Here is a 13,762-nt window from a genome sequence, read left to right on the forward strand (position 1 = left end):
ATTACAATAAAAAATTGATTGTCAATTATTTAACTTTTTGGCACGTGAATGGCTCTAAGTTTGGCACAGTAAAAAAACATGAAGCTTAAAATATACATATCAGCAGTTTTCTTCATCTTGGCAAGCAATGTATTTTCGCAAAAAGCATGGACTTTGGACGAATGTGTTTCTTACGCTGTTGAAAACAATTTGCAGGTCAAAAACTTAAACTATACCAAGGACACCAATCGGGAGAGCTATCGTCAATCAGTTCGTGATTTGTTGCCCAACTTTAGTGGTTTTTCAGAATACCGCTACAATACCGGTTTGAACGAGGATCGAACAACTGGTCTACTAGTCAATCAAGAATTCAACAGTTTCTACTATAATGTCAACGCCAACCTAGACATTTTTCAAGGGTTTCAAAAACTAAACTCCATCAGGGCGGCCAAATTTATCTACGAAGCGGCCAAGGAAAATGTGCTTCAAGAGAAGTTTCTTCTCGCTTTTAGAGTAATGAGTGCCTTTTATGACATTAAGTTCAACGAAGGGTTGGTAGCCAACTCTCTGGAGCAACAAGATATCTCACAGACTAACTACGACATGGTACAGCGTCAAGTAGAATTGGGTGTCATGGCCGAGGCAGACTTGGTAGAGGCCGAATCTAACCTATTATCGGACAAACTTTTGGTTACCCAAAACCGCAACTTGCTTGCACTGTCCAAATTGACCTTGCTTCAGGAAATGAACCTTACGGAAGAAAGTGATATTGAACTTCAGATTGAAGAAGAGGGCCAAAATAATGTGGGAGGCTCTGGTGCAATAGGAGTTGATTCCTTATATACGGCGGCAAAAGGATTTATTCCTGTAATCAAGTCACAAGAATACCTGGTGAAGGCGGCTAAAAAGCAATTGAACGCTACTCGCGGAAATCTATACCCTTCCTTATCCATGATTGCAGGTCTAGAATCAAGATATGCTCAAACCGCTTTGGATGACAACGATGTGCCAGTACCTTTTTCAGACCAATTGAATGATAACTTTTCACGGTTTATTGGAGCACAAATTATTGTACCAATTACTAACGGTTGGTCTAACCGCTCACAAGTGAAACAACAAAAAATTGCACTATTACAGGCAGAAAACAATTTGGACATTCAAGAGCAAACCTTGTTTCAATTGGTTCAGCAATTGGTTCAAACCAACACTGCTTTAGTAGCCGAATACGAGCAAAGCAATAAGCGGGTCGAATCTCAAGGTCTGGCATTTCAAATTGCACAAAAAAGATACGAGAAAGGATTGATCAACGCATTGGAACTTTTTCAAGCAAAAAATTTATACGGAACGGCACAGAACGAAAATCTACAAGTACGCCTTCGTCTTAAAGTAAACGAAAGCACTATAGATTTTTACAAGGGATTGCCCATTTTTAATATCAACTAAGAAGACCATCATGGATATACAATTAGAAAAAAAGAAAGGATTACGACCCAAGCACTACGGTTATATAGCTTTGGGAGTCTTACTGCTATTTGTTGGATGGAAGCTCCTTTTTGCTGGAACCACCTCAACATTCAGAACCGATAGAGAAAGACTTTCAATCTCTGAGGTTGTTGATGGAAAGTTCGATGACTTCATTACCATCAATGGGAATGTCGCTCCAATCGCTACCATATATATGGATGCTTACGAGGGTGGTAGAGTAACCGAAAAATTGATTGAGGAAGGCGCCATGGTAAAAAAGGGAGATATTATCCTCAAGTTGGAGAACATGGTGCTCTACGAACAGATTTTAGCAAGCGAAAGCAACTTAGCCCTAAAGCAAAATGACCTGCGTTCTACCAAGCTTAATTTTGATTCCAGACTTTTGGATGGCAGACAGTCTTTGGCTACGGCTTTCTATGATCTTCAACGTCTAAAAAGAAACTACGAGCAGAACCAAGAGCTTTACGAAGAAAAGCTAATCTCAAAAGAAGTATATCTCCTATCCAAAGAGAACTTTGAGTTGGCCCAGAGACAACACGATATTATTGAAAAGCAAACTAAGCAGGACGAGGAATTGAGCAAAACTTCATTGACCGGTTTGGATGCTGATTTGGTCCGGATGCGAAAAACTCTCTCGATGGTCTATGAAAGACTCGACCACTTAAATGTAAGGGCTCCCGCTGACGGTCAATTGGGCTTTTTGGACGCCGAAATTGGTCAAAACATTGCGCAGGGACAGCGTATTGGCCAGGTAAATGTATTGACCGATTTCAAAATTGAAGCCGAAATTGACGAGCATTACATTGATAGGGTAAAAAGGGATTTGTCCGCAACACTTGATAGAAATGGAAATGAATATCCTTTGCGGGTAAGAAAAGTATATCCTGAAGTTAGAAATGGAAGATTCAGAGTCGATTTAGTCTTTACCGATAACAAACCCGAAACCATTAGAGCTGGTCAGAGCTACAACATTAGGCTACAGTTGGGCGCATCAAACGATGCTTTGCTTTTGCCCAAGGGAGGATTTTTCCAAAGCACGGGAGGACAATGGGTCTTTGTTTTGGGAACAAATGAAAATGAAGCGATTAAAAGAAACATAAGAATAGGAAAACAAAACTCTCGGTATTATGAGGTTCTGGAAGGACTTCAACCCGGAGAAAAGGTAATTACCAGTAACTATGACAGTTTTGGTACAGCAGAAAGAATAGTATTAAAATAAATATCAATTAAAAAATATCAAAAAATGAACAGATTAGTAATATTTTATGGATGTGCGCTCCTAGCTAGCTCCGCCATAGCAGAAATTCAACAGAAGTCGTGGGACTTTAATCACCCAAACATGGAGGTGGTTTTAAACTCCACAAATGCCATTGTTTCCAACAATGTTGAAGACCTATCCATTTCAACAGAACTTTTTTGCACTCCGTGTATGGAGCAAATTACCGACGCTGATTTAGATATAAATGAAATTGACTATGTAACGGAAGATACTATTGAACTAGGATTCAACACTAGCGATTATCTACCTGAAAACTTTGACCCTTACACGGCCTATTTAGATATTGACTCTGTGGTGTTTGTTGAGGATGAGCCTGAGTTCATAGCTGATTTTAATACCCAAACATTTCTTCCACAAAACTTCGATTCCTATACTGATATTGTTTCGGTAGACTCAATTAACTACGTGGAAGAGGAAGAATCTGATTTGGGCTTTGATACATCCAAATACTTGCCCTACGGCTTTTCACCTCATGAGGCGTATTTTGACATAGATAACATCATCTATATTGATATAGATAGTCTAGATAATGAATCTTGGGTATCTCCTTGGGAAATGAACACAGAAAACGAACCATATAACTAATTAGTAAAGACCATAACATCTTAAAAATGATACAAATACAGAATCTTAAAAAGAGCTTTAGAACAGAAGAGGTAGAAACCTTAGCCCTTAACGGTGTAAACTTAAACGTAGCGGAAGGTGAGTTTGTCGCTGTAATGGGACCATCCGGGTGCGGAAAATCAACATTGTTGAACATTATTGGGATGTTGGACAACCCGACCGATGGCAGTTACAACTTTGCTGGTCATGAAGTGAGTGGATTAAAAGAAAGCCAACGTACACAACTTCGTAAAGGAAACTTAGGGTTTGTGTTCCAAAGCTTCAACCTTATTGATGAGCTCACTGTTTTTGAAAATGTAGAACTTCCTTTGATTTATCTTAAAATGAATAAAAGCGAAAGAAAGCAGAAGGTTCAAGCGGTTTTGGAACGTATGAAAATTGCCCATAGGGAAAAGCATTTTCCGCAGCAGTTATCGGGAGGTCAACAGCAACGTGTTGCTATTGCCCGTGCCGTAGTTACAAATCCCAAACTCATTCTTGCGGATGAGCCAACCGGGAACCTTGACTCCAAAAACGGAATAGAGGTAATGAAACTGCTCACCGAGCTTAATCAAGAAGGTACCACTATTGTAATGGTGACCCACTCAGACCGTGATTCGCACTATGCTCATAGGGTAATCAACCTATTCGATGGGCAAATCGTTACCGAAAGCCAAAACAAACCCATGGAAGCAACTGTGTAGAAGAGTTTATTCATCAATCCATTTCAATCAAAAAATCATGTTTAGGAACTATGTCAGAATTGCTTGGAGGAATCTACTGAAACGTAAGGTTTTTACAGCCATAAATATACTTGGTCTAGCTATTGGCTTTGGAAGCAGTATTCTTATTTATCTTTTTTTGAATTATCACCTTTCTTTTGACAAGTTCCATGAGAATTCAGATAGAATTTATAGAATAGTGACAGAGGAACACAGGGACATTATTGATTATGAAGCCAGTGTTCCTCCCGGTTTTGCTAAAGTGTTTCGCGAAGACTATGAATATGCCGAAAGGGTAGCAAAAATTGTTGAACAGGATGGCCTCGTTATGGATGTTGAGGTTGATGGTACCACGAAAAAACTTAAGGAAGATGTGGTATTTGTTGAGGAAGATTTCTTCAAGATTTTCAATTACCCTCTCTTGGACGGAAGCAACAACATATCACTATCAGACCCCAATACAGCAGTTGTTACAGAAGAAATAGCACTCAAAATGTTTGGAAAAACCGACATAGTGGGGCAAACCTTTGTGCTGGAAAATGACAAGACCCTAAAAATTACCGGGGTACTGAAAAACCTACCCAAAACCACATTTCATGAGGAGCAAGTTTTTATATCTTTTATCAATCTCGAGGACTTCTTTGGTTTTGCCGCTTCAGAAAGTTGGGGCGGAATTTCAAGTAATCTTAAGTGCTTTGCACTTTTAAGACCCAACCAAAATATTCAAGCCATTGAAAGCGCTTTAGTTGAACTTCCCAAACAACATCGTCCAAAAAGTAAAAACAAGCACATATACAAGCTTCAATCCTTAGCGGACATTCATTTTAATCCCTACTATGGCGGGATGGACCCCGTACTCCTATGGATTTTTGGCATTATTGGCGTGTTTCTGATCGCAATTGCTTGTATAAATTTCATAAATATATCAACCGCTCAAGCTTTCTATCGTTCCAAAGAAATCGGAATTCGAAAAGTACTGGGAAGTTTTAAAACACATTTGTTTTGGCAATTTCTTTCAGAAACTTTTGTAATTAGCCTTTTTGCCATCCTTGTTGGTGTTTTATTGGCGGCACTTTTTCTCCCTTCTTTTAATGCGTTGTTTGAACTTCAGTTGTCCATAAGGGATCTTCTGACTTTTGAGTTTTTTGGATTTCTTTTGTTGATTTTGGCCATAGTGGCATTCATGTCCGGTAGCTATCCGGGTCTGCTTATGTCACGGATTGTTCCCGTTCTCGCACTAAAGGGTAAACTCACTCATAATGACACCGGTGGTAATAAAACTCGAAAAGTTCTGGTCGTAGCTCAGTTCGCCATTTCCATAACACTTATAGCTGCCACTCTGATTATTTCAAGACAACTTGAATATGCAGTCAATGCAGATTTGGGGTTTGACAAAGACTCTGTGGTAATGTTAGAAGTGCCTGGGGAGCTTGAAAAAATTCAATATGGGAGCTTGACCGAGCGATTGAGTCAAATACCTGGAATTCAGAGTGTTTCAGGCTGCTTGAGTAGTCCAGGGGCAGCAGAGAACAATTGGGGCACCAGCGTCAAATTCAATAACCGCCCAGAAAACGAAGAGTTCAGCATTCAAGCCAAAATAGGGGATGTCAATTTCCTTGAAACCTTCGGAATAAAACTTGTAGCAGGAAGGAATTTTTTCAAAGGCGATTCAATCACAGAAGTATTGGTCAATGAAAAATTTGGAGAAAAAGTAGGCGTTACAGACCCTCAAGAACTTCTGGGGAAAAAGCTTAAAGCCAACGGAGATGAGATACAAGCAACCATTGTAGGAGTAGTTCGCAACTTTCATGATGTAAGTTTTGCAGAAGAAATTCGTCCAGCATTTATTGCTGACAATCCTAATTGGTATGGAGAAATTGCCGTTAAGATTAATGCCGTAAACACGCGGTCAACACTACAGCAAATAGAACAAATATGGTCTCAGGCTTTTGATGGCTATATATTCGATTATCGTTTTTTGGATGAGCGAGTAGCTCAAGAATACGAAGCTGAACAACGGTATTTATCATTATCCAAAGTCTTTTCCGCTTTAGCCATTCTTATTGGTTGTCTTGGTTTGTATGGCCTCATCCTTTTCTTCGTTGGGCTTAGAACCAAGGAAATCGGGATTCGAAAAGTACTTGGGAGCAACGTGGCCAATATACTGGCGCTTTTCACCATGGATTTTTTCAAATTGATTCTTATCGCAGGGCTTCTTTCCACTCCTATTGCCTGGTATCTCATGGAACAATGGCTACAGGGTTATGCCTATAGAACAGAGATTCGTTGGTGGATATTCGCCTTGGCCATAGTCTCAATAATGATTATTACCCTGCTGACCATAAGTTATCAAACCTTAAAAGTGGCCGTTACAAGCCCGGTAAAAAGCCTAAGAACAGAATAATCAATCAAAAAAGAAAATCATCATGCTTAAGAGCTATTTTAAAATCGCCTGGAGAAACCTTATCAAGAGAAAGGTTTTTACAACCATCAACATTCTGGGGCTTTCTATTGGTTTTGGAAGCGCAATTTTAATCTACCTTTTTCTGGGGTATCATTATTCATTCGATGATTTCCATTCCAATGAAGATCGTATTTACAGAATGGCCACTGAAGAGCATACCGATATTGTTGATTATTCCGCCAGTGTTCCTCCAGCATTTGCCAAAGTGTTCCGAGAAGAATATGCTTACGCGGATAAAGTAGCCAAAATAGTGGATAGGTCAGGGCTTGTTCTTGACGTTGAACAAAATGGGAATACCAATAAATTTAAAAGAGATGTGTTATTTGCCGAAGAAGATTTTTTCAAAATCTTCAATTTTCCTCTATTGGATGGTAGCAATGCCATCTCCCTTTCTGCACCCAATACTGCTGTGATTACCGAAAACGAGGCTATCCAACTTTTTGGTAGCACGGATGTCGTTGGAAAAACCTTCGTTTTGGAAAATGATAAGACTATTGAAATTACTGGGGTTTTAAAAAATATTCCGCAGACTTCATTTTTGGAGGGCTCTATTTTCATTGCCTTTGAAAACCTAGAGGACTTCTCTGATTTTGCCTATGGTGAGAATTGGGGCGGCATAACCACCAATTTACAGTGTTTTGCATTGTTAAAACCAAATCAGGATATAGCGCAAATAGAAAATGTGCTTTTAGAGCTTCCAAAAAAACATAGGCCAAATAGCATGAATACTCATATTTATAAGCTACAGCCCTTATCGGAGATACATCTTAACCATGAGTACGGTGGTTTGGACCCTGTCTTTTTGATTGTTTTTGGTATGATAGGTCTCTTCTTGTTGATTATTGCCTCTATAAACTTTATAAATATCTCCACGGCACAGGCCTTTTATCGATCTAAAGAGATTGGTATTAGAAAAGTACTGGGCGGGTTTAAAAAACAACTTTTTTGGCAATTCTTAAGCGAGACTTTTCTCATTAGCTTGTTTGCCATCGCACTGGGTTTTGGCATGACCATTCTCTTCCTGCCTTCGTTCAACGCCCTGTTTGAAATACAATTGACATTGAAAAGTCTTCTGAGCTTTCAATTCTTTGGGTTCTTAATGACCCTATTAGTACTGGTCTCACTTCTTTCAGGAGCATATCCAGGCCTTTTGCTGTCCAAGATAGCTCCTATTCTGGCCTTAAAAGGAAAGCTGAGCCACAATGACACTGGCGGAGCAACGACACGAAAGTTTTTAGTGGTGGCCCAGTTTGTTATTTCCATTTCCCTTATTGTGGCCTCTTTGGTAATCTCAAGACAGATTACATATGCCACCCAATCGGATTTAGGCTTTGATAAAGAATCTATCGTGATGCTCGAGATTCCTGAAAACATGGATTCAGAAAAGTTTTATGACCTTAAGGAACGGTTGAAACAAGTTGCAGGAGTTCAAAAAGTTTCAGGCTGTCTCACCAGTCCTGGGGGTGCCAATACGTTTTGGGACACCACTGTTAAATATAACAATCGCCCCGAACGTGAAGAATTCAGTATTTCCATAAAAATTGGGGATGAAGATTATCTCAATGCTTTTAATATTCCCTTGGTAGCAGGCCGAAATTTCTTCAAAAATGATTCGATTAGAGAAATGTTGGTCAATGAAAAATTTGTGGAAAAAGTAGGGGTTGCTTCGGCCGATGATCTTTTAGGCAAAACACTGGCAGTAAATGGAGAAAGAATATCAGCGACAATTGTAGGCGTTGTGAAGGATTTTCACGATGGTAGTTTTACCCAAGAAATTAAGCCCGTTTTCATTGCGCCGTATGTAAGGTGGTATGATGAGGTGGGCGTTAAAATCAACCATCTCAATACCAAGGCAACCATGGAACAATTGGAAAAAGAATGGTCTCAGACTTTTTCCAAGCAAATTTTCGATTATCGCTTTTTGGATGAAAGTGTAGCAGAACAGTATGAAACTGAGCAACGCTACTTATCATTGTCCAAAGTGTTCTCTGGGCTTGCCATTTTTATAGGTTGTTTGGGGCTTTACGGGCTCATATTGTTCTTTGTAAGCCATCGCACAAAGGAAATTGGTATACGCAAAGTCCTTGGAAGTAGTATAGGCAACATCCTTGGTTTGCTCTCCACGGATTTTTTAAAGCTCATTGCAATAGCAGGTATTATAGCCACTCCAGCTTCATGGTATTTAATGGAGCAATGGCTTCAAGGGTATACCTATCGTACCCAAATAGGATGGTGGGTGTTTGCCCTGGCCATCGGTTCCGTAATGCTAATCACATTACTTACTATAAGTTATCAAACACTTAAAGCAGCATCAGCCAACCCCATAAAGAGTCTGAGAACCGAATAACGATAACCTACAAAACAAAGAATATGATACGTAACTATTTTAAAATTGCATGGCGCAACCTCAAAAAGAGAAAAGGCTTTACACTAATAAACGTTGTAGGCCTAGCTCTGGGTTTTGCTTGCAGCGGTATCATATTTCTTTTCGTTCAGTATCATTTACAGTTTGATAATTTCCATAATCATTCTGATAGAATTTATCGTTTTGTAACAGAGTCCCACGGGGATGACATCAACTACATTCCCAGTGTTCCACCTGGATTTACAAATACGTTCCGTTCCGATTTTGATTACGCTGAAAAAGTGGCCAAAATAGTAAATTGGGAGGATCGCGTAATTTTTGTGGAAGAATCCAATATTCGATTAAATCTGAAAAGGGGTATTGTATTCGCTCAAAAAGACTTTTTTGACATATTCAACTTTCCTCTCCTAAATGGTTCAAACGATGTAAACATTTCGGAAATCAATACTGCGGTAATTACCGAGTCCATGTCCAAACGTCTTTTCGGGGACTCAAATCCAATTAACAAAACATTTGAACTTGGGAATCAAGAAATCATAACCATCACCGGTGTTCTCAAAGACCAGCCTGCCACCTCTTTCTTGCAAGGTGATATTTTTATTTCTTTCGATACATTAAAACGCTTTAGCCAATTTATGGGTGGTGAAGATTGGTGGGCCATCGGATTAAATCTTCAGAGTTTTGCCCGGCTTCATCCTGGGCAGGATGTTTCGCAAATAGAAACTATGTTGGAAACGCTTCCAGCCAAATATCGCCCTGATGAGAAAAGCTTACATAAATACAAACTACAATCTTTAAATGACATTCATTTTGATCAACGCTACAATGGTCATATTGATATCATGGTATTATGGGTGTTTGCTTTGGTTGGATTATTGATTCTCATTATAGCATGCATCAACTTTATAAATATTTCTACAGCTCAATCCAGTTACCGTTCTAAGGAAGTGGGTGTTCGAAAAGTTTTAGGGGGACTCAGAGGTCACCTCTTTTGGCAGTTTATGTGCGAAACTTTTTTGATTGTGATTTCTGCCCTCATTATTGGAGTTATTATCTGTGGAGTTTCCGTGCCATATTTTAATACCATTTTCGGATTGAAACTTCACTTGTCGAGTCTTCTTAATCCTTCTTTTTTGGTATTTACAGGTATTCTTTTGGTGGTGATAACCTTTTTGGCAGGGGTTTATCCAGGAGTTTTATTGGCACGAATAAATCCTGTCTTTGCTTTTAAACGCATCATTTTTCAAAATACCTCCTCAAGCAATCTTACGCGCAAAGTCTTGGTCACCTCACAATTTGTAATATCTATAATTCTAGTAGTTTCTGCCATAGCAATTAATAAACAAATACAGTTTGCCATCAATTCAGACCTCGGCTTTGAAAAATCTGCAATTGTAATGGTGGACATACCCAAACCCCTTGAGCCTTCAAAACTAAAAATTGTTAAGCAACGTTTGCAGGGGCATATCGGAATAGAAAAAATCACCGCCAGTTATGCGCCTCCCTCAGCAGCAAAAAACGAATGGAACGCTCCGGTTAGATTCAACAATAAGGCTGAAGATGAATTGTTTTCGGCTCAAATGAAAGTAGCGGACATCGATTATCTTCAAACATTTGGATTGGAAATTCTTGAAGGACGCAATTTTTTTGAAAGAGATTCTGTAGACGAAATCTTGGTCAACAAGACCTTTGCAAGCAAAATAGGAGTTAAATCATTAAATGAATTGCTGGGCAAGCCAGTATCCTTTGCCAATGGTGTTGTTAAAGGTAGGATTGTAGGGGTAGTCAATGACTTTCATGACAAGGATTTTCATCAGGATATCAGTCCGATTTTTATTGCACCGCTTTCGAGCAATTTTTATCAGTGGGCTGTAAAAGTGAATCAAAATCACATCTCATCCGGAATCGAAGAGATTGAAAAAGAATGGTCCCGGTTATTCCCTAACTACATATTCGATTACACTTTCTTAGATGACCAAATTTCACTCATGTACCAACAGGAAAGTCGTTCCCTTTCATTGTTAAAACTGTTTTCTGCCCTGGCTATCTTCATTGGTTCTTTAGGGATTTATGGCCTCATCTTATTTTTTGCTGTCCAAAAAACAAAGGAGATAGGTATTCGTAAAGTTTTGGGTAGTAGCATTCAGGGCATTTTATGGATTATGTCCAAAGACTTTCTCAAACTCATCTTGATGGCAGGGATAATAGGGTCTCCAATTGCATGGTATTTCATAAACAGTTGGCTACAAAACTTTAATTATCGAACGCAGGTTTCGTGGTGGATTTTTGGATTAGCCATAGGTATTTTATTAGTAATAACTCTCGTAACCATCAGTTACCAAGCCTTAAAGGCCGCGCGAACAAACCCCATAAAGAGTCTAAGGACGGAATAATCAATCAAAAACGAACAATCATGATTAGAAATTATATCAACATAGCTTGGAGAAACCTTTTAAAAAACAGGGTGTTTTCCCTAATAAATATTGTAGGCCTCAGTTTTAGTGTAGCTGCGTGCATATTGATTTCAGTCTATATTGTTCATGAAAGTAGTTATGACAAACATGTAGCCAATTCATCAAATATTCATCGATTGGTAGGTCAATTTGTAGTCGATGGCAAAATAACCGAGGGTATCCATTTCTCGGCGAATACCGCAGTGACTGTTTTAAACGACTTCGCTGAGGTTGAAAACTCTGGTCGCCTTATGGACAATTCCTTGTTCTTTGGAGCGGGCAGCAACGAAATCAGGATTGATGGGCAACAAATGCAGCATCATGAGGAAGGCTTCTCTTACGCTGACCAAAGTACTATTGACATCTTGGATGTACAAATGGTTTATGGAGAAGCTACATCTGCCCTGAGCGAACCGAATACCTTGGTGATTTCAAAAACCATTTCAGAAAAATATTTTGGCAACAGCAATCCCATTGGAAAAGTGATTTATCTCAATGGCAACGAAGGATTACCTTTTCGGATAAATGGGGTAATGCAGGATTTTCCTAGCAACTCACATTTAGACTATGATTTCTTTATCTCTTTGAAAGGTGTTGAGTTTGGAGAAGGAGAACAAACCCGATGGTTCCAAAATAACTATTTTACATATATCGTCTTGAAAGAAGGTGTAGATATTTCCCAATTCGAAAAGAAAATGTCCGATAGGATAATCAATGACTATATAATTCCAGCGAATGAGGCTGCTGGGTTTGCTATTCCAGAAGACTTTAGCAAGAAGTTTTTTATTAAAACTCAGGCTTTGACCGACATCAATCTATATTCAGAAAAGATTGACTACGAAGCAAGTTCAAGAAACGATATAAAAATCATTTGGATTTTTGGTATTGTGGCCCTTTTCATTCTAGTCATTGCCAGCATTAATTTTGTAAATCTTTCAACCGCTAAATCGGCCAATAGAGCCAAAGAAGTTGGTATTAGAAAAGTTGTAGGGGCACCCAAGCGATATCTTATTGGGCAATTTTTAACCGAATCGGTCATACTTTCAATAGTCTCATTTGTATTGGGGTTGGCAATAGCCTGGTCAATGATGCCTTTGTTCAATAGTATTTCAGGAAAAGTGTTGAGTTTACCCTTTTCCAGTCCTTCATTCATTCCTATACTCATAGTTTCAGCACTATGTGTAGGTCTGCTCGCTGGTCTGTACCCTTCATTCTATCTTTCAAGGTTTCGGCCTGCTTCGGTGCTTAAAGGGAAGCTTAGTTCCGGAAGCAAGTCAAGTGCTGTGCGCAGTAGTTTGGTCGTATTTCAATTTACAATTTCAATCATTCTAATAATAGGAACTCTCATTGTAAACAAGCAAATGGACTTCATCCTAAATTCAAAAATAGGTTTTGAAAAAGAAGAAGTAATTCAGCTCTATGGGACGAATATCATAGGCGATAAGATAAATACTTTTAAAGATGAACTCGAAAAAATAAATGGGGTTACATCTGTAACAATAAGTGATTATCTCCCTTTGGAAGGCGCCAAGAGAAATGGCAATGCCTATGTCAATGAAGGCAGGGACAATATTGATGAAACTGTACCTGGTCAGGCTTGGGTTATTGACGAGGACTATCTTGAAACGCTTGGGATGAAGTTGGTTGAGGGAAGAAATTTCGACATGGATAAAACTAGCGATGACGAAGCCGTAATAATCAATCAGACTTTGGCCAAAAAGCTCAATTTGGATGAGCCGCTAGGAAAGAGGATATCCAGATATGGCACACTTTATACGGTTATAGGAGTTGTAGCCGATTTTAATTACGACTCCATGCGGCAAGAAGTACAACCCTTATGTCTTTTTAGAGGAATAAGTCCTTCCATAATCTCATTAAAGGCTAGTACAGCAAATATGGCTACTCTTTTAAAGGAAGTTGAAACAAAATGGGGAGAATTTTCACCCAATATGGCTTTTCGATATGCTTTTATGAATGACTCCTTTGCTAAAATGTACGATAACGTAACCCGCATCAGAACCATGTTTCTCTCATTTTCCATCTTGGCCATCTTGGTTGCTTGTTTAGGCCTCTTCGCGTTGTCAGCATTTATGATTGAACAGCGAAAAAAAGAAATCAGTATTCGAATGGTCTTGGGGGCTTCTTTTAAAAACATTTATAGCCTTCTGAGCATCAATTTTTTACGCCTAGTAGGAATTTCCATAGTTATTGCAGTTCCTGTAGGTTGGTATATAATGAATCGTTGGTTGGAGGATTTTGCATATAAGACAACGCTTAGTTGGTCAACCTTTATTACCGGAGGGCTTATTGCTCTAACCATAGCAATAATCACGATCAGCTATCAATCTATCAACGCAGCGTTAATAAAACCACTCAACAGTTTAAGAAACGAATAATCACAATCAAAAACCG

Annotated in this window: 8 protein-coding genes; all 8 read left to right on the top strand. The window is 39.0% G+C overall.

Annotated features, from left to right (window positions below; genetic code table 11):
• Window positions 1–78: 78 nt before the first annotated feature.
• The 8 genes from ACOKFD_RS11810 to ACOKFD_RS11845 are packed head-to-tail and all read left to right on the top strand — an operon-like array spanning window position 79 to window position 13,746.
• A complete protein-coding gene (locus ACOKFD_RS11810; RefSeq protein ID WP_422858118.1) occupies window positions 79–1,422 on the top strand; it encodes a TolC family protein in 1,344 nt (447 codons plus the stop codon).
• Between the two features lie 10 nt (window positions 1,423–1,432).
• Window positions 1,433–2,683, top strand: coding sequence for an efflux RND transporter periplasmic adaptor subunit (locus ACOKFD_RS11815; protein ID WP_422858119.1), 1,251 nt, complete (start codon window positions 1,433–1,435; stop codon window positions 2,681–2,683).
• Window positions 2,684–2,707: 24 nt separating this feature from the next.
• Complete coding sequence (locus ACOKFD_RS11820) at window positions 2,708–3,328, top strand: hypothetical protein (protein WP_422858120.1); 621 nt, start codon at window positions 2,708–2,710, stop codon at window positions 3,326–3,328.
• Window positions 3,329–3,354: 26 nt separating this feature from the next.
• Window positions 3,355–4,050: an ABC transporter ATP-binding protein gene (locus tag ACOKFD_RS11825; RefSeq protein ID WP_298996284.1), complete on the top strand. Its 696-nt coding sequence runs from the start codon at window positions 3,355–3,357 to the stop codon at window positions 4,048–4,050.
• 37 nt (window positions 4,051–4,087) lie between these two features.
• On the top strand, window positions 4,088–6,472 hold the full coding sequence (locus ACOKFD_RS11830; protein WP_422858121.1) for an ABC transporter permease: 2,385 nt from the start codon (window positions 4,088–4,090) through the stop codon (window positions 6,470–6,472).
• A gap of 22 nt (window positions 6,473–6,494) precedes the next feature.
• The gene (locus ACOKFD_RS11835) at window positions 6,495–8,879 is read left to right on the top strand and encodes an ABC transporter permease (protein WP_422858122.1); all 2,385 of its coding nucleotides are present in this window, start codon (window positions 6,495–6,497) and stop codon (window positions 8,877–8,879) included.
• A 23-nt stretch (window positions 8,880–8,902) separates the two neighbouring features.
• Entirely contained in the window at window positions 8,903–11,290 is a 2,388-nt protein-coding gene (locus tag ACOKFD_RS11840) for an ABC transporter permease (protein WP_422858123.1), read from the top strand.
• Between the two features lie 20 nt (window positions 11,291–11,310).
• Window positions 11,311–13,746 carry an ABC transporter permease gene (locus tag ACOKFD_RS11845; RefSeq protein WP_422858124.1) on the top strand — a complete coding sequence of 812 codons (2,436 nt, stop codon included), beginning with the start codon at window positions 11,311–11,313 and terminating at the stop codon, window positions 13,744–13,746.
• Window positions 13,747–13,762 lie beyond the last annotated feature (16 nt).

It is taken from the genome of Flagellimonas ulvae (genome assembly GCF_049333175.1).
GTDB lineage: Bacteria > Bacteroidota > Bacteroidia > Flavobacteriales > Flavobacteriaceae > Flagellimonas.

What these genes read in the sequence shown, in the direction of transcription:
- ACOKFD_RS11810 (WP_422858118.1), top strand. Translation starts at nt 79, where the DNA reads ATGAAGCTTAAAATATACATATCAGCAGTTTTCTTCATCTTGGCAAGC.
- ACOKFD_RS11815 (WP_422858119.1), top strand. Translation starts at nt 1,433, where the DNA reads ATGGATATACAATTAGAAAAAAAGAAAGGATTACGACCCAAGCACTAC.
- ACOKFD_RS11820 (WP_422858120.1), top strand. Translation starts at nt 2,708, where the DNA reads ATGAACAGATTAGTAATATTTTATGGATGTGCGCTCCTAGCTAGCTCC.
- ACOKFD_RS11825 (WP_298996284.1), top strand. Translation starts at nt 3,355, where the DNA reads ATGATACAAATACAGAATCTTAAAAAGAGCTTTAGAACAGAAGAGGTA.
- ACOKFD_RS11830 (WP_422858121.1), top strand. Translation starts at nt 4,088, where the DNA reads ATGTTTAGGAACTATGTCAGAATTGCTTGGAGGAATCTACTGAAACGT.
- ACOKFD_RS11835 (WP_422858122.1), top strand. Translation starts at nt 6,495, where the DNA reads ATGCTTAAGAGCTATTTTAAAATCGCCTGGAGAAACCTTATCAAGAGA.
- ACOKFD_RS11840 (WP_422858123.1), top strand. Translation starts at nt 8,903, where the DNA reads ATGATACGTAACTATTTTAAAATTGCATGGCGCAACCTCAAAAAGAGA.
- ACOKFD_RS11845 (WP_422858124.1), top strand. Translation starts at nt 11,311, where the DNA reads ATGATTAGAAATTATATCAACATAGCTTGGAGAAACCTTTTAAAAAAC.